Origin of the sequence: Jiangella alkaliphila, from assembly GCF_900105925.1 — a bacterium.
GTDB classification, from domain to species: domain Bacteria; phylum Actinomycetota; class Actinomycetes; order Jiangellales; family Jiangellaceae; genus Jiangella; species Jiangella alkaliphila.
On the sequence record NZ_LT629791.1, the window covers coordinates 259,241 to 278,199 of the forward strand.

Annotated in this window: 18 protein-coding genes; 8 read left to right on the forward strand and 10 right to left on the reverse strand. The window is 73.0% G+C overall.

Annotated elements, in window-relative coordinates; genetic code table 11:
• Window positions 1–183: 183 nt before the first annotated feature.
• Both BLV05_RS01230 and BLV05_RS01235 read left to right on the forward strand, forming a co-directional pair.
• Window positions 184–1,725 carry an FAD-dependent oxidoreductase gene (locus BLV05_RS01230; RefSeq protein ID WP_052763110.1) on the forward strand — a complete coding sequence of 514 codons (1,542 nt, stop codon included), beginning with the start codon at window positions 184–186 and terminating at the stop codon, window positions 1,723–1,725.
• A gap of 18 nt (window positions 1,726–1,743) precedes the next feature.
• Window positions 1,744–2,901, forward strand: coding sequence for a LacI family DNA-binding transcriptional regulator (locus BLV05_RS01235; protein WP_046772449.1), 1,158 nt, complete (start codon window positions 1,744–1,746; stop codon window positions 2,899–2,901).
• Here BLV05_RS01235 and BLV05_RS01240 read toward each other — a convergent pair.
• Window positions 2,898–3,431, reverse strand: a complete 534-nt coding sequence (locus tag BLV05_RS01240; RefSeq protein ID WP_052763111.1) for a dihydrofolate reductase family protein — start codon at window positions 3,429–3,431, stop codon at window positions 2,898–2,900. The two genes, BLV05_RS01235 and BLV05_RS01240, sit on opposite strands and share 4 nt — an antisense overlap.
• A gap of 78 nt (window positions 3,432–3,509) precedes the next feature.
• On the opposite strand from BLV05_RS01240, the gene BLV05_RS01245 reads away from it, so the two are divergent.
• Entirely contained in the window at window positions 3,510–3,839 is a 330-nt protein-coding gene (locus BLV05_RS01245; RefSeq protein ID WP_046772450.1) for a TfoX/Sxy family protein, read from the forward strand.
• Window positions 3,840–3,841: 2 nt separating this feature from the next.
• Here the strand turns inward: BLV05_RS01245 and BLV05_RS01250 are convergent, their stop codons facing one another.
• Genes BLV05_RS01250 through BLV05_RS01275 form a run of 6 tightly spaced genes read right to left on the reverse strand, consistent with a single transcriptional unit; the run spans window position 3,842 to window position 12,324 of the window.
• Window positions 3,842–5,155 (reverse strand): DegT/DnrJ/EryC1/StrS family aminotransferase, encoded by a 1,314-nt coding sequence (locus tag BLV05_RS01250; RefSeq protein WP_046772451.1) that lies wholly within the window; start codon window positions 5,153–5,155, stop codon window positions 3,842–3,844.
• Entirely contained in the window at window positions 5,152–6,300 is a 1,149-nt protein-coding gene (locus tag BLV05_RS01255; protein WP_046772452.1) for a mandelate racemase/muconate lactonizing enzyme family protein, read from the reverse strand. The genes BLV05_RS01250 and BLV05_RS01255 overlap by 4 nt, the downstream gene beginning before the upstream one ends.
• On the reverse strand, window positions 6,287–9,133 hold the full coding sequence (locus tag BLV05_RS01260) for a neutral/alkaline non-lysosomal ceramidase N-terminal domain-containing protein (RefSeq protein ID WP_052763112.1): 2,847 nt from the start codon (window positions 9,131–9,133) through the stop codon (window positions 6,287–6,289). Before BLV05_RS01260 ends, BLV05_RS01255 begins: the two co-directional genes overlap by 14 nt.
• A 7-nt stretch (window positions 9,134–9,140) precedes the next feature.
• Window positions 9,141–10,007: a carbohydrate ABC transporter permease gene (locus BLV05_RS01265; protein WP_046772453.1), complete on the reverse strand. Its 867-nt coding sequence runs from the start codon at window positions 10,005–10,007 to the stop codon at window positions 9,141–9,143.
• Window positions 10,004–10,975 (reverse strand): carbohydrate ABC transporter permease, encoded by a 972-nt coding sequence (locus tag BLV05_RS01270; RefSeq protein ID WP_052763113.1) that lies wholly within the window; start codon window positions 10,973–10,975, stop codon window positions 10,004–10,006. Before BLV05_RS01270 ends, BLV05_RS01265 begins: the two co-directional genes overlap by 4 nt.
• Window positions 10,972–12,324, reverse strand: coding sequence for an ABC transporter substrate-binding protein (locus BLV05_RS01275; RefSeq protein WP_046772454.1), 1,353 nt, complete (start codon window positions 12,322–12,324; stop codon window positions 10,972–10,974). Before BLV05_RS01275 ends, BLV05_RS01270 begins: the two co-directional genes overlap by 4 nt.
• A 138-nt stretch (window positions 12,325–12,462) precedes the next feature.
• Between BLV05_RS01275 and BLV05_RS01280 the strand changes: the two genes are divergently transcribed.
• Genes BLV05_RS01280 through BLV05_RS01295 form a run of 4 tightly spaced genes read left to right on the forward strand, consistent with a single transcriptional unit; the run spans window position 12,463 to window position 15,226 of the window.
• Window positions 12,463–13,134 (forward strand): GntR family transcriptional regulator, encoded by a 672-nt coding sequence (locus BLV05_RS01280; RefSeq protein ID WP_046772455.1) that lies wholly within the window; start codon window positions 12,463–12,465, stop codon window positions 13,132–13,134.
• Window positions 13,124–13,897: an SDR family NAD(P)-dependent oxidoreductase gene (locus BLV05_RS01285; protein WP_046772456.1), complete on the forward strand. Its 774-nt coding sequence runs from the start codon at window positions 13,124–13,126 to the stop codon at window positions 13,895–13,897. The genes BLV05_RS01280 and BLV05_RS01285 overlap by 11 nt, the downstream gene beginning before the upstream one ends.
• Before the next feature lie 16 nt (window positions 13,898–13,913).
• Window positions 13,914–14,276, forward strand: coding sequence for a sensory rhodopsin transducer (locus BLV05_RS01290; protein ID WP_046772457.1), 363 nt, complete (start codon window positions 13,914–13,916; stop codon window positions 14,274–14,276).
• 5 nt (window positions 14,277–14,281) lie between these two features.
• Complete coding sequence (locus tag BLV05_RS01295) at window positions 14,282–15,226, forward strand: zinc-binding dehydrogenase (protein ID WP_046772479.1); 945 nt, start codon at window positions 14,282–14,284, stop codon at window positions 15,224–15,226.
• Between the two features lie 73 nt (window positions 15,227–15,299).
• On the opposite strand, the gene BLV05_RS01300 is transcribed toward BLV05_RS01295, so the two are convergent.
• Complete coding sequence (locus BLV05_RS01300; protein WP_046772458.1) at window positions 15,300–16,163, reverse strand: LysR substrate-binding domain-containing protein; 864 nt, start codon at window positions 16,161–16,163, stop codon at window positions 15,300–15,302.
• A 124-nt stretch (window positions 16,164–16,287) separates the two neighbouring features.
• Between BLV05_RS01300 and BLV05_RS01305 the strand changes: the two genes are divergently transcribed.
• Window positions 16,288–17,799 carry an MFS transporter gene (locus BLV05_RS01305; protein ID WP_082155796.1) on the forward strand — a complete coding sequence of 504 codons (1,512 nt, stop codon included), beginning with the start codon at window positions 16,288–16,290 and terminating at the stop codon, window positions 17,797–17,799.
• Between the two features lie 20 nt (window positions 17,800–17,819).
• Here BLV05_RS01305 and BLV05_RS01310 read toward each other — a convergent pair whose 3' ends face one another.
• Both BLV05_RS01310 and BLV05_RS01315 read right to left on the reverse strand, forming a co-directional pair.
• A complete protein-coding gene (locus BLV05_RS01310) occupies window positions 17,820–18,422 on the reverse strand; it encodes a G5 domain-containing protein (RefSeq protein WP_197683490.1) in 603 nt (200 codons plus the stop codon).
• Between the two features lie 128 nt (window positions 18,423–18,550).
• Window positions 18,551–18,928, reverse strand: coding sequence for a DUF1304 domain-containing protein (locus BLV05_RS01315; protein ID WP_046772459.1), 378 nt, complete (start codon window positions 18,926–18,928; stop codon window positions 18,551–18,553).
• Between the last annotated feature and the right edge of the window lie 31 nt (window positions 18,929–18,959).

Below are 18,959 nucleotides of genomic sequence, written 5' to 3' on the forward strand. Positions count from 1 at the left end.
GCCGATCTCACTCCAGACGCTGCTAATATTAGCCGATGTGGCGCCCGCCACAAATGTTTCGGTCACGCTACAGCCAAGTCCCCGGATGATGTCAAGAGGAAAGTTCCAGGGTGAAGGTGAGATGGTCGGCATGCTGATATCAGCGATGGACAAGTCGATGTTGCTGATGCTAGAACCTCATCCATGACGCCCGAACCCGCGCTGCCCGGTCTGCGCCACCACCATCCACCCGACGGCCCACCCGTGGACGCCGATGCCGACGTCGTCGTCTACGGCGCCACGTCGGGCGGCGTCGTGGCGGCGGTGCGGGCCGCCCGCGGCGGGCAGTCGGTGGTGCTGCTGGCCTTCGGCGACCACGTCGGCGGCATGACCACGGGTGGCCTCGGCACCACCGACGTCGGCGACGCGCGCACGGTCGGCGGCCTGGCCAGGTCGTTCTACGACGACGTCGCGGCGGCCTACGGCGCACCCGCGCCGCACTGGGACGTCGAGGCGCACGTCGGCGAGGAGGTCTTCGAGCGCTGGCTGGCCGAGGCGGGCGTCACGGTGCACCGGCGGCGGCACCTGGCGTCGGCCGAGCGCGACGGCGAGCGCATCACCGAGCTGCGCACCGACGACGGCAGCGGGTACCGCGCGAAGGTCTACGTCGACGCCTCCTACGAGGGCGACCTGCTGGCCGCGGCGGGGGTCACGTACACGCTGGGCCGCGAGGCGTCCTCGGTCTACGACGAGACGGTCGCCGGCGTCCGGCACAGCGTCAACCACCAGTTCGACCTACCGGTCGACCCGTACGTCGTGCCCGGCGAGCCGGCGTCCGGGCTACTGCCGGGCATCTCGGCCGACCCGTACGGCAAGGTCGGCGACGGCGACCGGCGCATCCAGGCGTACAACTTCCGGCTGCACGTCACCACCGCGCCCGGCCGGCTGCCGTTCCCGCGGCCGGCCGGCTACGACCCCGCCCGCTACGAGCTGCTGCGCCGCTACGTCGAAGCCGGCGGCTACGAGCTGTTCGGCCGCACCACCCGGGTCCGCGGCGACGTCTACGACATGAACAACCACGGCGCGTTCTCGTCGGACCACATCGGCGCCAATTACGACTGGCCCGAGGGCGACTACGCCCGGCGCGAGGAGATCTTCCAGGACCACGTCCGCTACCAGGCCGGGCTGCTGCACTTCCTGGCCACCGACCCGCGGCTGCCGGCGGACGTGCGCGCCGAGACCAACCGGTTCGGGCTGGCGCCGGGCGAGTTCGCCGACAGCTCGCACTGGCCGGCGCAGCTGTACATCCGCGAGGCGCGGCGCATGGTGTCCGCCTACGTCATCACCCAGCACGACGCCACCGGCGGGTCCCGGGCCGCCGACCCGGTCGCGCTGGCCTCGTACGTCATGGACTCCCACAACGCGAAGCGGGTGCTCGTCGACGGGCAGCCACGCAACGAGGGCAACGTCCAGCAGCCGCTCACCGCGCCGTTCGGCGTCTCCTACCGCGCGCTGGTGCCGCGGGCCGGCGAGTGCTCCAACCTGCTGGTCGCGTCGGCCATCTCCGCGTCGCACGCAGCGTTCGCGTCGGCCCGTATGGAGCCGGTGTTCATGATGCTCGGCGAGGCCGCCGGCGTCGCCGCGGGGAAGGCGATCACCGATAAGGTCGCGGTCCAAGACGTCGAGTACGCCGCGCTCCGGCGCGAGCTCGTGCTCGGCGACGCCATTCTGCCGGCCGGCAACTGACACGGGGGTGACACAGCGGTGACCGACTCCGAGAGCGAGCGCACCAGTGGCAGCCGCCGGTCGCGGCAGGCCGACGTCGCCCGCGAGGCCGGCGTCTCGCAGTCGACGGTGTCCATGGTGCTCACCGGCGCGGGCGACCTCGGCCGCATCTCGCCAGAGACCCAGCGGCGCGTCCTCGAGGCGGCCCGGCAGCTGGACTACATTCCGGCGGCCCAGAGCGTGCGGGTCGGCTGGCCGGTCACCCGGCAGGTCGCGACTCGGCAGGCGACCGCGCGGCAGGCAGCGTCACGGCAGGCCGGGTCACGGCAGGCGGCGGCGCGGCAGCTGGCCTCGCCGCTGCTGCTCGGCGTGCACACGTTCGAACCGATCTTCCCGACCAGCGCCCGCGACTACTACTTCGAGTTCCTGCGCGGCATCGAGGTGCAGGCCGGCGCCGAGGGCCACAACCTGGTGCTGTTCACGGCGGCGCAGGACGAGGACGGCGTCCGGCGCATCTACCAGGACAACCTCAACCGCCTGGGGCAGGCGACCGGCAGCCTGCTGCTCGGCTACCACCCGCACCGCGACGACCTCGCCCACCTCGCCGCCGACGGCTACCCGTTCGCCTACATCGGCCACCGCGAGGTGTCGGGCGCCGAGATCAGCTACGTCGGCGGCGACTACCGGTCCGGCACCGGCCGCATCGTCGACGAACTGGTCGCCATGGGTCACCGCACGTTTGCCTACCTCGGCGACGCCCTCCGCGACGAGCCGCAGGTCGACCGCTGGGACGGCTTCAGCAGCGCGCTCGGCCGGTTCGGGCTCCCGGTGCCCGAGCCCGCCTACGACCGGCCCGACGAACTGACCGCCCAGTGGCTCGACGGCGTCCTCGATGCCGGCGCGACCGTGGTCATGGTCGAGTCGGTCGGCCTGCTGCGCGTGCTGACCGCCATGGCCGGCCTGCGTGGCCTGTCCATCCCCGACGACCTCTCCGTCGTCCTCCTGGTCGACGATCCGGGCGGCGAGGTCGGCGGCCGCGAGTGGGCGTCGCTGCAGGTGCCGCGCAACGCTATGGGGCGGCGCGCGGTCCGGCTGCTGACGTCGCTGATCACCGACCCGCAGGGCGACTACGAACGGCAGATCCTGCTGCCGTGCACACACACGCTGGAGGGATCGGTCTCGCCGCCGCGCGGCTAGGGCTTGACCACGCGGTAGCGCAGCACCGTGCCGGCGGCTTCGACCAGCTCGAGGTCGACGCGGTCGCGGCCGGGCCCGCCGTAGAGCCTGATGCCGTCGCCGAGCAGCAGCGGCGCGATATGCACCAGCAGCTCGTCGACCAGCCCGGCCTCGACGCACTGCAGGGCGACGTCGGCGCCGAGCACCAGCAGGTCGCCGTCGCCGGCCGCGGCCTGGGCCGTCGCGACCGCGGCGAGAATGTCGCCGGACAGGAACGCCGGCCCGTCCTCCGCCGCGGCGGGCGGGTGCGTCGTCAGCACGAACTCCGGGCCCGACCACGCGCCCTCGTACGCCTCACCGCTGCCCTTGCCGACGTCACGCTGCCCGACGTCGTAGGTGTGCCGGCCGGAGAGGATCGCGCCGACCCGCGGCACGACGTCGGCCGAGGCCTCCGGCGGCGCCGGCTGCTCGAACACCCAGTCCATGTCGTGCTCCGGCCCGGCGATGAAGCCGTCGACCGACATCGTCACATGCCACAGGACCTTGCCCACCCCCCGAACCTATCGGGCACGATAACGGCATGCGGCAGGCCTACCCCACGACGCCCGCCCGGCTGGCAGGCTGAGGCCATGGCGTACGACGAAGGGCTCGCCGCCCGCATCCGCGAGGTCGTGGCCGACCGCCTCGACGTCACCGAGAAGCGCATGTTCGGCGGCCTCGCGTTCCTGGTCAACGGCAACCTCGCCTGCGCGGTCCACCACGACGACCTGCTGGTCCGGCTGCCCGCCGACGAGCACGAGGCGGCGCTCGGCGAGCCAGGCGCAAGCATCTTCGACCTGACCGGCCGCCCGATGAAGGGCTGGCTGGTCGTCGACGCCACCGCACTGGCCGAGGACGATGACCTGCACCGCTGGGCCGGCCGCGGCCTCGACTTCGCCGGCGGCTTCCCGCCGAAGTGAGCTCACCACGCCGGTTCCGGCCGCCCGTCCCCGATGCCGCGCAGCCGGTCACGGTGCGCGACCACCCGGCGGAAGATCTCGGCCAGGACGTCCGGGAACCGCGGATCGCGCAGGAACTTGGTGTGCACGAACACCGCCCGCTCGACCACCCGCGCGGACACGTCGTAGGAAAGATCAACGCCCTCGGCCCAGTGCCGCCAGGCCGGGTCCAGGTGCGTCGGCGTGAAGCCGGCCTCGGCCCAGACGCCCTCCGCGGCCAGCGCCACCCGCAGGTCCTTCGGCGTCAGGCCGAGCGACGACTCGAGCGCATCGGTGCAGGACAGGTACAGCGCGAAGAACGGCGGGTACTCCGCGTCCGGCGGCGGGTTCCACAGGACCGGCTCCGGGAACACCGAGGCATCAGCGATCAGCGAGCGGATCAGCCGCCGGTTCTCCCGCATCACCAGCCGGGCGTGCAGCGCGCGCAGCCACTGCACCAGCAGCAGCGCCGCCGGCTGCTCGCCCATGCGCTGGTTGCCCGCCATCATCGGCCCGACCTCGGCGTACGGGATCGGGTCGAGGCGGCCCGGCCCGGTGCCGCAGTCGGTGTCGGCGCGCAGTAGCGCGGCCAACTCCGGGTCCGAGGTCACGGTCAGCCCGCCCTCGCACGACGGTGCCGCCTTGCCGCCGCCCTGGCCGGAGATCGACGCCGTCGGCGCCCCATCGCCGTCGAACCGGGCCGCGCCGCCGAGCGCGTTGTCGTGGTGGACGACGACGTCGTACTGACGGCCGAGCGCGGCGAACCGGTCGATCGCGCCGAAGTTGCCGTACATGGTCGCGGGGACGACGGCCAGCACCCGGTCCGCGTGCCGCGCCAAGTACTCCGCCGCGACCTCCTCGTCCATCGTCGCGTCGAGCTTGGCGGGGATCGGCACCAGCCGCGGCGACCGGCCCAGCTGCGCGGCCACGCCCAGCACGACGCCGTGATGCGCCGACGCGTGCGTCAGGTCCGCCACCAGCACCTCGTCCCGCCCCTGCGCCCACGACGCACGCGATGCACCCCGGGCGAACAGCTGGGCCCGCAGCCCGCTCGCGATCGCCAGGGTGCCGTTGGGCTGGCCGACGCCGTACCGGTAGCCGGTGGTGTCGGCGACGACCTGCTCGAGCACCGCCCGCCACTTCGCCGGGTGGTTGGCATACCCGACCCACTGCCCGCCGTCGGTGACCTCGCCGAGGATCGCGCTTTCGACGCCGCCGACCTCCGGCCACACCGGGTCGTTCGCCGAGGTGACGACAGGGTCACCGCCCAGCACGGCCGGCAGCGCGACGCCGCTCATCGCGGGCCTGCGTCAGAGAAGAGGGAATGGCCCGGCGCGTACCGCTCCAGCGCGTCGGCGTCGAGCCGCACCCCGAGCCCCGGCGACGACGGCACCGGCAGCAGCCCGTCGGCGTCCAGCGCGAACCCGCCCGCGGCCAGCTCGTCGATGTAGGCCGACCCGGTCTTGTACTCCACCAGCTCGGTCCCGGGCAGCGCCGCCGCCAGGTGCAGGTCGGCGGCCAGCCCGACGGCGGTGTTCCAGCCGTGCGGGACGAAGCCGACGCCGTACTCGCCGGCCAGCCAGGCCACCCGGCGCGACTCGGACAGCCCGCCGCCCTTCGTCGTGTCGGGCTGGACGAGGTCGAAGGCGCCGGCGGTGAGGAACCGGTGGAAGTCCTGCCTCCGGGTCAGCACCTCGCCACCGGAGATCGGCACCCGCGAGCGCGACCGCAGCGAGACGAAGCCCTCGACGTCATCGGGTCGCAGCGCCTCCTCGAACCAGGCGACGTCGTAGCCGGCCAGCATGTCCGACGTCCGCACCGCCCACGACAGGCCGCGAGCCCAGAACGCGTCGGACCCGCCGGCGTCGACGGCCAGCAGCGCGTCCGGCCCGACGGTCTCGCGCGCGGCCCGCACGATCTCCTCGTCCACCGCGTCGCCGACCCGGCCGAAGGCGCCCCAGCCGATCTTGAACGCCGTGAACCCGAGCGCCACCAGCCGGGCGAGGTCGTCCTTCAGCACCGGCGGGTCGTCCATCAGCACCGACGCGTACGGCCGGACCCGCTCGCGGTACCGCCCGCCCAGCAACGTGCTGACCGGCAGCCCGGTGACCTGGCCGAGGATGTCCCACAGCGCGATGTCGATGCCGCTGACGGCGTGCGTGACGGCGCCGCCGCGGCCCAGCCAGAACGTGTGCTCGTGCAGGATCTGGCTGACCCGGTCCGGCTCTCGCGGGTCGGCGCGGACGGCGAGCGGACGCAGCGTCTCCAGCGCCGCCCGCACCAGCGCCTCGCTGGAGAACACGCTGCCGATGCCGACGACGCCCTCGTCGGTGTGCACCGCGACCAGCGTGTGGACGTTGTCGTCCGGGTCCAGCTCGCGCGCCCAGCCGCCCTTCGGGGTCGCGCCGCGCAGTCCGGCCGCCCTGATGTCAGTGATCCGCATGATCCCTCTCCACGTCGATGACGACCGCCTCGCCGGCGGCCAGCTCGAGCTCCGTCCCCGCGACCGGCCGCGGCGCCGCGCCGGTCGTCGACAGCACCACCCGCCCGGTCACGGACGACGGCACCGTCGCCGGCCGGTCGGTCAGGTTGAGCAGGACGAGCTTCCGGTCGCTCCCCGCGGACCGGGTGTAGGCGAGGACCGAGTCGGTTCCGCCGGCGAACGCGATCGAGCCGCGACGCAGCGCCGGCGACGCGTGCCGCAGCCGGGTCAGCGCCCGGTACAGCCGCAGCATCGACGCCGGATCGGCCAGCTGAGCGGCCACGTTGAGCGTCGCGACGTCATGCGACACCGGCAGCCACAGCCGCGACTCGTCCGCCGTGGAGAAGCCGCCGGTCGCGCCGTCCGTCCACGGCATCGGGGTACGGGACGGGTCCCGGCTCACGCCGCCGTGGGTGCGGGCGAAGTAGTCGCGCTGCCGATCGACCGGCACCGGCTGGTCGGTCATGCCCAGCTCGTCGGCGTACAGCAGGCACGGCGTCGCGGCCAGCGTGAGCAGCAGGACAGCCGCGACCCGCGCCTGCGCCGGGCCCAGCCGCGTCGCCAGCCGCGGCCGGTCGTGGTTGCCCAGTGCGACGATCGGCCAGGCGCCGTCCGGCAGCGCCGCGTACAACGCCTCCAGCTCCGAGCGCAGCAGGTCGGCCCGCCAGTGCGTCTCCAGCAGCCGGAACGGGAACGGCAGGTGCATCCCGGCGGCGTAGTACGCGGCCCAGTCCGCCCACGGCATCGCCTCGATCTCGGCGATCGTCACGCGGCCGCCCGCGTACTCGTCGGCGACGGCGCGGATCTCGGCCAGCGCCGCGAAGGTGTCCGGGTGCCGCCGGTCGTGGACGTGCAGCTGGGTGCCGAAGTCGGGATGCTGCAGGTCGAACACGTTGTGATGACCCTCGGGCGCCGACGGGTTGTCGCGGAACTCGGGGTCCTTCATCAGCATGTGCGCGACGTCGATCCGCACGCCGTCCGCACCCCGGTCCAGCCAGAACCGCAGCACGTCCAGCAGCGCCTTGCGGACCTCGGGGTTGCGCCAGTTGAGGTCCGGCTGCTCGACCAGGTGCGAGTGCAGGTAGTACTGCCCGGTCGGTTCGTCGTACTCCCACACCGAGCCGCCGGCCTCGCTGGTCCAGTTGTTCGGCTCGTCGCGCCACATGTACCAGTCCCGCTTCGGGTCGTCTCGCGACGAGCGGGACGCGACGAACCACGGGTGCTGGTCGGACGTGTGGTTCGGGATGTAGTCGACGATCACCCGGATGCCCCGCTCATGGGCGGCGGCGACCAGCCGGTCGAACGTCCCGAGCGTCCCGAAGACCGGCTCGACGTCGAGGTAGTCGGACACGTCGAAGCCCTGGTCCAGCAGCGGCGACCGGAAGAACGGCCCGGTCCAGACCGCATCGACGCCCAGGTCGCGCAGGTAGTCCAGGCCCTCGATCAGCCCCTCCAGGTCGCCGATGCCGTCGCCGGACCCGTCGCGGAAGCTGGGCAGGTGGCACTCGTAGACGACGGCGCCGCGCCACCACTCCGGATCGGCGGACCCGCGGAGCAGCCCGGCCGCCCGCACCCCCGCCGCGACCAGGTCGTCCGAGATGTCCGGCCGGAACGGCAGGTGACCGGCGATGATCGGCACCTCGTAGGCCGGGTACGGGTCGGCCGGCGGCTCGTACGCGTCGTGCGTCGGCGCGTAGCCGAGCCAGCCGTTCGTCGTCGACAGCACCAGGCAGTGCTCGCCCAGCGCCTCCACCAGCCGCCGCTTGATGCCGTCGAACACCTCGACGTTGTAGCCGAGCAGCGTCAGCGGGCCGAGCCGCAGTGCGTGCACCCACAGCGGCCGGCGCACCTCTCGCCCCTCCTCCAGCGCGGCGACGGTGCGGCGCAGCGACAGGGACGTGACGTCGTCGCCCTCGTCGCGGCGTTTGCGCAGCTCATCGAGGTCGTACGGGGCCAGCTCGTACGGGATCTCCTGCTTGACGACGGCGACGGCGTCGTCCTCGACCGGGGTGCTCCCGGCGATGCCGGCGGTGACGGCGTCGGCGAACCGGCCGGCGAACAGCTCCAGCGCGACCATCGACTCGTCCGCCGGGCCGTGTGCGTACAGCGGGTTGACGTCGCCGAGCGCGCCCTGCAGGAACACCCCGGTCGCGCCGGGGTGCGCCGCTTCGACGATCCGCAGCGCCTCGCCCGGGAAGTCGCCGTGCACGGCCGACGTCGACTCGCAGCAGATCACCGGGTGACACGAGTACGACGCGACGAACCCGGCCAGCGCGCCGTCGTGGTCGACCCGCAGCACGTGCACGCCGGAATCGATCAGTGCCGGGTCGCGCGACGGCAGCATGCGGTTGTGCGCGAACTCCTCTAGGGGGACGACGGCGTGCCGCACGGTCGCGGGGGCGAGCCCGCGCACCGCCGCGACGCACGCGCGGGCGATGAGGTCCGCGACCCCCGCGACGTACTGCTCGTCCGGCGCGCCCCAGCCCACGTTCTCGACGGTGGCCGGGCCGGAGTGGTTGTGCGTGGCGTGGACGACGACCTCGTCCGGCCGCCAGCCGGTCGCGGCGGCGACCCGCGCGGCCACGTCGTCGACGATCGAGGCCGCCACGCCCAGCAGGTCGCAGCTGACCAGCACCCAGCGCCCGCCGTCGGCACCGGCGACCGCGACGGCCCGGGCGTACAGCGGGGCGTGCACGGACGTCGCCCGGCGGCGCAGGAACGGGCCGAAGCCGGCCAGCTCGACGCCCAGCGGCGGGGTGAGGTCGGTCCGGCCGAAGCCGATCCGCAAGGTCATGGTCAGGTCATCCTTTCGAGACACCGGCCAGCAGGCCGCGGACGAAGTGCCGTTGCAGCGCGACGAACACGGCCATCGGCACCAGCACGGACAGCACGGCGGCGGACGTGAGGATCTCCCAGCCGTCGCCGCGCGAGGCGACCAGCTGCGACACCGCGACGGTCATCGGCGCGACATCGCGGAAGCCGCCGAGGAAGATCAGCGCGACCAGCAGGTCGTTCCACGTCCACACGAAGTCGAAGATGGCCAGCGCCGCGAGCGCCGGCCGGGCCACTGGAAGCACGATGGAGAGGAAGATCTGGCTCCGGCTCGCGCCGTCCATCTCCGCCGCCTCGAACAGTTCGCGCGGGATGGCGGCGAAGAAGTTGTGCAGCAGGTAGACGGCGAACGGCAGCCCGAAGCCCAGGTGCACCAGCCAGATGCCGAGGAAGCTACCGGTGAGGTCCAGCGTGTTGAACACCCGCAGCAGCGGCACCAGCGTGATCTGGATCGGCACGATGATCAGCGCGACGACGGTCAGCAGCACCGCCGACCGCAGCCGGAACCGCATGCCGGCCAGCGCGTACGCCGCGGCCGCGCCGAGCGCCACCGTCAGCACCGTCGCCGGCACCACCACAGCGAGGCTGTTGAACAGGCTCAACGCCATGCCGTCGCGGTCGAGCACCCGCCGGTAGTTCTCCAGCGTGTAGTCGCCGGGCAGCGCGAACGACTCCCACCACCCCGACGACAGCACCGCCCACGACGGCCGGAACGCGCTGACCACCAGGCCGAGCAGCGGCACCGCCCAGATCACCGCGACGCCGACCACCACGACGTGCAACGGCACCCGCCGCCACCACGCCGGCCGCACGCGCACCGCTCCCGCCGCCGTCATGCCGCCGCGCTCTCCCGCCGGAACTGCCGCACGTTGAACACCATGATCGGCACGACGGTGAGCATGAGGATCGTCGCGACCGCCCCGGCCAGCCCGTTGTCCTTCGCGGTGAACAGCGCCCGGTACATGACCGTCGACAGCACGTCGGTGCCGTAGTTGCCGTTGGTCATCACGTACACGATGTCGAACGCCTTGAGCGCGGTCACCGTCATCGTCGTCGCGACGACCACGACGGTCGGCACCAGGAACGGCAGCGTGACGTGCCGGAACGCCGCCCACTCCGACGCGCCGTCCAGCCGGGCCGCCTCCAGCAGCTCGCCCGGCACCGAGCGCAGTGCCGCGTCGAAGATCACCATCGCGAACCCGGCCTGCGTCCACAGCGTCGCGCCGATCAGCGCGTAGTTGTTCGTCGCGGTGTCGACGATCCACGCGACCGGCTCGCCGCCCAGCGCCGTCACGACGGCGTTCAACGTCGCGGTCTGCGGGGCGCCGGGCGGCTGGTAGTCGTACATGAAGCTCCAGATCACCCCGGCCGCGACGGCCGAGATCGCGATCGGCAGGAACAGCGCGGCCTTGACCAGCGCGCCGTAGCGCACCCGGTCGGCCAGCACGGCGATGGCCAGCCCGGCCAGCACCGCGAGCGTCGGCAGCAGCACCACCCAGAGCACGGTGTTGCGCAGCGCGACGCGGGTGACCTCGTCGGACAGCGTCTGCGTGTAGTTGGCGAACCCCGCGAACCCGCCGTCGTCATCGACGAAGCTCCACCCGACCGTGACGACCGCCGGGAAGGCCAGCGCCAGCAGCACCATCGCGACCGCCGGGCCGGCGAACAGCCACGGCACCAGCCGCCGGTACGCGCCCCGCGGCAGCGCCGCCAGCGCACGGTCGCCGAGGCGCAGGTAGGCCCAGCCGGCGACGACGATCACGGCCGTCGCCGCCAGCGTGAGGACGATGCGATCGGCGATCATCCCCGGGCGTCCTCGATGCCCTGCAGGATCGCGTCCAGGTCGCCCGGCTCCTGCGCGAACGCCAGCCCGGACTGCCAGAACGCGTCCACCTCGGACTGCGGCATCAGCGAGTTGCCCAGCGGGTACGTCGCCTCCGCCGCGGTCAGGACTTCCTGAGCGCGGCGCAGGAACGGGTCCTCGTACGCGTCGGCCGGCACCGTGACGTTCGGCGACAGCCAGCGGCCGGTCGCCGCGACCAGCGTGCCCGCCTCGGTGGAGGCGAGGTACCGGGTGAGCGCGGCCGACTGCGGCGTCTCGTTGACCAGGCCGAGGATCTCGCCGGAGAACGAGGAGATGCCCGGATGCTCGGGATTGAAGTCCGGCGCGGGGAAGAAGTCGAGGTCCTCACCCGGCACCAGGTCGGGGAACGCGTCGGTGATGATGCCGCCCATGAACGTCGCCTGCTGGAGCAGGTAGCAGCCGGGCTCCGGCGCGAACATCGGGTTGGCCGCCTGGGAGAAGTCGGTGCTGAGCACCGTCGTCGTGCCGCCGTAGACCATGCCGTCGGCGATCATCTCGCCGTACGTCTGGTAGGCCTGCGCGACCTGCGGCGACGTCCACGGCTCGGCGCCCTCGCGCCAGGCGCGGTGGAACTCCGGACCGGCCTGGCGGAGCAGGATCTCGTCGATGAAGTCCGCGGCCGGCCAGCCGCTCGCGGCGCCGCTCTCCAGCCCGACGCACCACGGCGTCTCGCCGGCGGCTGCCTTCTCCGCGGCCCAGGTCTGCAGCTCGTCCCAGCTCTCCGGCTCGGTCGGGCCGTCGTAGCGGCGCGGGTCGTACCAGATCAGGCCGCCCAGGTTGACGGTGCTGTACAGGCCGAACAGCTCGCCGCCGGCCGTGCCGGTCTCGAGCATGCTGGCCGGGTAGTTCGCGCTGAGCACGGCGTCGTCGACCACCGTTGCGAGGTCGACGAGGGCGCCCTGCTCGGCCAGCGCCGCCATCTCGCCGATGGCCGGCGTGGCGACGAGGTCGGGCGGGTTGCCGCCGTCGATGCGGGTCTGCAGGACGGCGGCGAAGTCGCGGGTGCCCTCGTAGCGCACCTCGATGCCGGTGGCGTCCTCGAACGGCGCGACCACGCTGAGGAACGCGTCGAGCTCCTCGCCGCCCAGCACGCCGAGCATCGTCACGCTGCCGCCGAGCTCCTCGCCGTCGGCTGCCGCGAGCGCGGCTTCTTCGGCGGCGGCGACCGCGGCGTCGTCGGCCGCCGGTTCCTCCGGACGGGCGGACTGGTCGCCGCTGCTGCACGCGGCCAGCGCGGTGATGACGGCACCCGCCGCGACCAGCGCGGTCCCACGGTGACGCAGGTTCATGGTCGGCTCCTCGGTTCGTCGGGATGGCCGGTGGGTTTCGTAGAGCGGGACCGTAGCAGGGTCGACGGCCGATTGTCGACAGTCGCTCATATGCTCTAGGATCATGGCCATGCACCCTCGAAACGGCGGAGGTCTTCCATGAGCGGGCTGGGCTTGCGCCGGGTTCCGAGCCTGTCGCGGCGCGAGCACGTCGCCGAGATCCTGCGTGAGGCGATCACCAGCGGCCGGCTCAAACCGGGCGACCGGCTGATCGAGCTCGACCTCGCCGCCGAGCTGGGCACCAGCCGCGCCCCCATCCGCGAGGCGCTGCGCCAGCTCGAGCAGGAGGGGCTGGTCGCGTCCTATCCGTACCGCGGCAGCGAGGTGCTCGGCGTCTCACAGGACGAGGTCGAGCAGGTGCTGGTGCCGATCCGGATCACCCTGGAACGGTTCGCGTTCGGCAAGGCGCTGGACAAGCTGACCGACGACGACCTCGACGCCCTGCAGGGCATGGTCGACGACATGCTCGCCGCTGCGTCGGCGGGCGAGGCCGAACGGCTGGCCGACCTCGACATCCGGTTCCACGAGCTGGTCATCACCCGCTCCGAGCAGCGGCACTGCCTGCAGATGTGGAAGACCATCCAGCCGCGGGTGCGGGCGTACTTCCGCCGCGACGCACCGGCGCACGACGACCCGGCCGAGGTCGCCCGGCAGCACCAGGAGTTGCTGGACGTCCTGCGCGGCGGCGACCGCGACGCCGTGCTCGACGCCGTCGAGCGGCACATCCACATCCACCTCGCCCCGCGCGGAGCCGGCGACGATGTGGGCTGAGACGGTCGCCGTCACCGGGGCCGGTTCCGGCATCGGCCGGGCGGTGCTGCTGGCGGCGGCCGCGCGCGGAGCACGGGTGGCGGCGCTGGACGTGAACGAGGCGGCGGCCGCGTCGGTGGCCGAGCAGGCGCTGACCGCCGGGGCGGCGCGCGCCGTGGCCGTGCGGTGCGACGTCGCGTCCGAGTCGTCGGTGGCCGCGGCGTTCGACACGGTGTCGGCGGCGGTCGGCGACCCGGGCGCGGTGTACGCCAACGCCGGCATCGAGGTCAACGCCGCCTTGCACGAGTTCCCGGCCGGCGACTGGGAGCGCGTGGTGGCCGTCAACCTGGTCGGCGTGTTCCTCACCTGCCGTGAGGCGCTGCGCCGGCTGGTCGATGCGGGGCGCGGCGGCTCGGTCGTCTGCACATCGTCGCCGGCCGCCTTCGTCGGGCACTCCGGCGGCGGCAACAGCGCCTACGCCGCGTCGAAGGGCGGGGTGTCGGCGTTCGTCCGGTCGGCGGCGCTCGACTACGCGCCGTACGGCATCCGCGTCAACGCCGTCGTTCCGGGCGCGACCGACACCGCGATGCTCACCGCCGGGGGCGCCGACCCGGACCGGCTGCGGGCGGCGGCCGCGACCCAGATCCCGCTCGGGCGGCTCGGCCGGCCGGACGAGGTGGCCGCGGCGGTTCTGTGGCTGCTGTCCGGGGAATCGTCATACGTGACCGGGTCGCACCTGGTCTGCGACGGCGGGCTGATGGCGAAGAGCGCCAACGACTTCTGACTTCCGAGGAGGCCTTGTGGAGGAGATCGGTTCGACGGTGTGGGTGGTCGCCGACGGGTACATCCCGCCGGGCAGCAGCGGCGACGACCCGGCGCTGGCCAGTCACGAGAGCGTCTGCATCCTCAACACCGGGCCGGCGGACGCGGCCGTCGAGCTGTGGGTGTACTTCACCGACCGCGATCCCGACGGCCCGCACGTCCTGCCCGTCCCGGCGCGGCGGGCGTTCCACCAGCAGCTCGGCGCGCTCGGCGTCCCCGCGGGCGTCGACTACAGCGTCGTCCTGCACAGTGACGTGCCGGTCGTGGTGCAGCACACGCGACTGGACTCGCGGCAGGCGGCCAACGCCCTCATGTCGACCATCGCCTACCCGGCGCGGTGAGCGCGATGCAGACGCGACGGAGCGAGCTGACCGCTCCGCGGACGTCGGCCGTCCGGTCCGTGGACCTGCCCGAGCCGGGGTACGGCGAGGTGCTGCTACGGCTGCTGGTCAGCGGTGTTTGCGCCAGCGAGGTGGCGGAGTGGACGGCGGGACCGGGCGACGGCGCCGGCGTCTTGGCGCTGGGGCACGAGCCGGTGGGCGAGGTCGTCGCCACCGGCCCCGACGTCTCGGCGGTGCGGCCGGGCGACGTCGTCACCGGCCGGGTCGACGCGTCGTTCGCCGACCACACCATCGCCGACGCCCGCGACCTCGTCGTCGTCCCGCCCGGGCTGGAGCCGGCCGAGGCGCTCGGCGAGCCGCTCGGCTGCGTCGTCGAGGCGCTGCGCCGGACCCGGCTCGACACCGGCGACCGGGTCGCCGTCGTCGGGACCGGGTTCATGGGGCTGGTGCTGCTGCAGCTGCTCCGGCACGCGGGCACGCGCCAGGTCGTCGCGATCGACCCGCGGCCGGACGCGCGCGACCAGGCACTGATCCACGGCGCGGACGCCGTGGTGGCGCCGGGCGAGGCGGCGGGGCCCGCGTACGCCGACGCCTTCGACGTCGTCGTCGAGGCGTCCGGCACCGCGCCGGGACTCGACCTCGCGACGACGCTGGTGCGGCCGCACGGCGTGCTGTCGATCATGGGCTACCACCAGGGCCCGCGCACCGTCGACCTGAAGACGTGGAACTTCAAGTCCATCGACGTCGTCAACGCGCACGTCCGCGACCGCGACCGGCTGCGCGACAGCGTCCGTCGCGGCCTCGACCTGGTCGCCGCCGGCCGCATCAACGTCGGCGCCCTGATCACCCACCGCTTCGCGCTGGACGACGTCGACGCCGCCTTCACCGCCCTGGTCGACAAGGCGCCCGGCTTCGTCAAGGCCGCCATCACCTGGCCCGAGCCAAGTTGATCTTGGAGTTGTTCGGCAATCGCAGGACGAATTGTCCGATAGATGGCCGAACAACTCCAAGATCAACGCGGGTTCAGGGTGCGGCGGCTCGGGCGGCGAACGGCTGGCCGAGGATGGCGGAGGTGAGCGCCTCGACCGGCTCGACCGGCGACCGCGGGTTCGACAGCAGCGTGAAGTCGATGTCGCCGAGCTCGGGGAGGCCGACCGACGCGGGCAGGGCCTGGAGGTCGGCCGGGACGAGGCTGCTGGGGAAGACCGCGACGCCGATGCCGGCGCGGGCCGCGGCCAGGACGCCGTTCACCTCGAGCGTCTTGCAGGTGATCTTCCAGCTGCGCCCGGACTCCGCAAGCACCCGCAGCGCCGTCACCCGGCTGACCGACGGCGCGGTGTAGGTGATCAGCGGGATCGGCTCGTCCGGCCGGACCTGGGTGCCGGGCAGTCCGATCCAGACGAGACGGTCGCGGCGGACGACCCGGCCGACGGTCTCGTCGGGGAACTCCTTGATGAAGACGAGGTCGAGCTGGTTGGCCTCCAGCCGGCGCATCAGCGTGCGCGTCTGCGTGACCGTCAGCTCCAGGTTGATCCGCGGGTGCAGCTGCCGGAACGCCCGCAGGACGGCGGGCAGCTGGGCCAGCGCGAGGTCGTCGGCCGCGCCGAAGCGGAGCCGGCCGCGCATCGCCGTCCCGGTGAAGTAGCTGGCCGCCTCGTCGTGGACGGCGAGGATCGAGCGGGCGAAGCCGGCCATCGCCTCGCCGTTGTCGGTGAGCGTGACGACGCGGGTGTCGCGCAGCAGCAGCTGCCGGCCGGCCGCCTCCTCGAGCCGGCGGACGTGCTGGCTGACGCTCGGCTGACTGATGCCCAGCTGCTGCGCCGCCTGAGTGAAGTTCAGCGTCGACGCGACCGCCAGGAATGTCCGCAGATGCACCGGATCGAACACGGGCCACCCCACTGTCATTGAGTTTCTTGATGACATTTATAGCCCTTATCGGCTTCGCGAATCGGCAGTTCAGCACCTAACGTTGAACACGGTCCTGCCAACGCACCATCGAAGGAATCGCACCGTGAGACCGGCGCCCGTCGCCCCGCACCCATCCTCACCAGCCCACTCAGATACCCACCGCCCGCACTGGCGCGACACGTTCGCCTCGCTGCGGGTCCGCAACTACCGTCTCTACGTCATCTCCCAGGTCCTGACCAACACGTGCGGCTGGATGCAGCGCGTGGCGCAGGACTGGCTCATCCTCAGCCTGACCGGCAACGTCGCCTGGGTCGGGCTCACCGTCACCCTCCAGCTCGCCCCGATGCTCCTGTTCGGCCTGTGGGGCGGCGTCGTCGCGGATCGGTTCGACAAGCGCAGGCTGCTGATGATCACGCAGTCGCTGTTCGCGCTGTCCGCCCTGGTCCTCGGCCTGCTGACGCTGCTCGGCGCGATCGAGCCGTGGCACGTCCTGGCCAGCGCCGCGTTCCTGGGCCTGGCGATCGTCGTCGACAACCCGACGCGGCAGGCGTTCGTCCCGGAGGTCGCCGGGCACGAGCACCTGCGCAACGCGATCAGCATCAACTCGACGGTGTTCCAGCTCGGCGCGCTGGTCGGGCCGGCGCTGGCCGCCGTCGGCATCGCACTGGTCGGCGAGGGCTGGTCGTTCGTCGTCAACGCGATGGCCGGCGTCGTCGCGGTCGTGCTGCTGGTCGCGATGCGCCCGTCGGAACTGTCGGCCGCGCCGGCGATCGCCCGTGCCCGCGGGCAGCTGCGGGCGGGGCTGCACTATGTCGGCGAGAAGCCGGTGATCCTGTGGTCGACTGTGCTGGTCGGCTTCGTCGCGATCACCGGCATCAACCTCGCCACCGTCCTGGCCGCCTACGCCGACGACGTGTTCGGCATCGGCGCGGCCGGGTACGGCCTGCTGAACTCGTGTCTGGCCGCCGGCGCCGTGGCCGGGGCGCTGGCCTCGACCCGGCGTAAGAGCCTGCGGCTGCGCACGCTGGTGTACTCGGCCGCCGTGCTAGGCGTGCTGCAGATGACGGCCGGCGTGATCAACTCGCTGCCGCTGTTCTGCATCGTGCTCGTCGGCGTCGGAGCGGTGTCGCTGCTGTACCTGACCGGCGGCAACACCCTGGTCCAGACGACGGTCGCGGGCACCATGCGCGGCCGGGTCATGGCGCTGTACATCCTCGTGCTGTTCGGCGCACAGGCCGGTTCCGGCACGCTGATCGGCTGGATCGCGCACGAGTTCGGCGCGCACGTCGCCATGGTCGTCAGCGGCGCCGGGCCGCTGCTGGGCGCCGTCGTCGTCGGGGCGGTGCTGGCCCGGAAGGGCCGGCTGACCACCCGGCTCATCCTGCGCGACCGGCCCGGCCGCGGCCTGCTGTACGTCGTGCCGCGCGACTCGGTGCCGCAGGCGGCGGTGTCGCTGACGCCGGGCCTGCTCAGCCGGGGTTTGCGCGGACGGTCCCGGTCCACGCACCCGGCCGAGCGACGGCGCCGGCGGCAGCCCCGCGCGGTGCCGGGCCGGGCGGCGCATCCGCGCCAGCACACCGAGCGCACCTGGACCCGGACCGGCCGGATGCGCTGACCCTGCGGCGACGGGGCCGGCTACTCGCAGCCGACCCCGTCGTCGTCGGCGTCCAGGCCGTAGATGTCCTCGCCGACGACGTCGACCGGCCCGTCCGCGTACGACGGCCCGTTGCCGCTGCCGCCGGCGCAGTCGACGTCGGAGTCGATCGGCACGCACCCGGAGTAGTTCGGGTCGCAGCCCTCGTCCGGCGGGTCGACCAGCCCGAGAGCGTCCTCCTCCGGCTCGGGCTCCGGTTCGGGTTCCGGCTCGGGTTCGGGCTCCGGGGGCGGCGGCGGTGGCTCGTACGTCCCGACCGACGTCACCTCGTCGACCGGCGTCGTGGTCACCTCGTCGCTGACGAGCTCACGGCCGGTCTCGGCGCCGTCGGTCAGCGTCACCTCGTAGGTGAGCGTCCGCACGCCCGCGACCCCGGCCGTCGTGACGGCGGACGTGCCCACGTCCATCGTGTCGTCCTCGACGGTGACCCGCTCGAACGGGACCGCCTCGGTCTGCGTCACCGTCTCGACCGTCACCACCGGCGTCGGAGTCGGCGACGGCGTCGAGCTCGCCGTCGTCGGTTCGGCCGCGACCGGCGCGGCCCGCGCTCCGTCGTCGCCGGAGCCGCACGCGGCCACCGTCAACGCGAGCGGAACAAGAACGAGAACGCCTGTACGCAGGCGCGTTCCACCGAAACCCATGGCCCCCCGGCCCCCTGCCCTGTATGGGAAGCGGCGAGGCTATCCCCGCTCCGTGACCCCGTCAACAGCCGTCACGTGGCGAGCGTCGCCACGATCGCGACGGCGGGCGGCAACGCCTGACCGACGGCGCCCTGCCAGAGCCGCCGGTCGGAGACGAACAGGACGATCCCCGCCAGCACCATCGCGGCGCAGCCGAAGACCACCAGCGTCTTCCCGACGGCGTCCTCGTCCACCGCCCACACTCCGACGCCGATCAGCACGCCGGCCGCGAGGGCCAGATTGTAGAAGCCCTGATTGAAGGCCCACACCCGCACACCGGCCGCATGGCCGGGATCGCGGACGAACGCCCGCTGCACGGACGGCCGGTCGAACAGGATGCTCTCCATCACGAACGCCGCGAGGTGGAAGAGGCCGGCCACCACCGCGAAGACCCACGCGACCACCGTCATGGCCGAAGTATGGCGGCGCCGGCGTCAACAG

Coding starts and splice junctions, on each gene's coding strand:
- BLV05_RS01230 (WP_052763110.1), top strand. CDS start 184: ATGACGCCCGAACCCGCGCTGCCCGGTCTGCGCCACCACCATCCACCC.
- BLV05_RS01245 (WP_046772450.1), top strand. CDS start 3,510: ATGGCGTACGACGAAGGGCTCGCCGCCCGCATCCGCGAGGTCGTGGCC.
- BLV05_RS01250 (WP_046772451.1), bottom strand. CDS start 5,155: ATGAGCGGCGTCGCGCTGCCGGCCGTGCTGGGCGGTGACCCTGTCGTC.
- BLV05_RS01255 (WP_046772452.1), bottom strand. CDS start 6,300: ATGCGGATCACTGACATCAGGGCGGCCGGACTGCGCGGCGCGACCCCG.
- BLV05_RS01260 (WP_052763112.1), bottom strand. CDS start 9,133: ATGACCTTGCGGATCGGCTTCGGCCGGACCGACCTCACCCCGCCGCTG.
- BLV05_RS01265 (WP_046772453.1), bottom strand. CDS start 10,007: ATGACGGCGGCGGGAGCGGTGCGCGTGCGGCCGGCGTGGTGGCGGCGG.
- BLV05_RS01270 (WP_052763113.1), bottom strand. CDS start 10,975: ATGATCGCCGATCGCATCGTCCTCACGCTGGCGGCGACGGCCGTGATC.
- BLV05_RS01275 (WP_046772454.1), bottom strand. CDS start 12,324: ATGAACCTGCGTCACCGTGGGACCGCGCTGGTCGCGGCGGGTGCCGTC.
- BLV05_RS01280 (WP_046772455.1), top strand. CDS start 12,463: ATGAGCGGGCTGGGCTTGCGCCGGGTTCCGAGCCTGTCGCGGCGCGAG.
- BLV05_RS01285 (WP_046772456.1), top strand. CDS start 13,124: ATGTGGGCTGAGACGGTCGCCGTCACCGGGGCCGGTTCCGGCATCGGC.
- BLV05_RS01295 (WP_046772479.1), top strand. CDS start 14,282: ATGCAGACGCGACGGAGCGAGCTGACCGCTCCGCGGACGTCGGCCGTC.
- BLV05_RS01315 (WP_046772459.1), bottom strand. CDS start 18,928: ATGACGGTGGTCGCGTGGGTCTTCGCGGTGGTGGCCGGCCTCTTCCAC.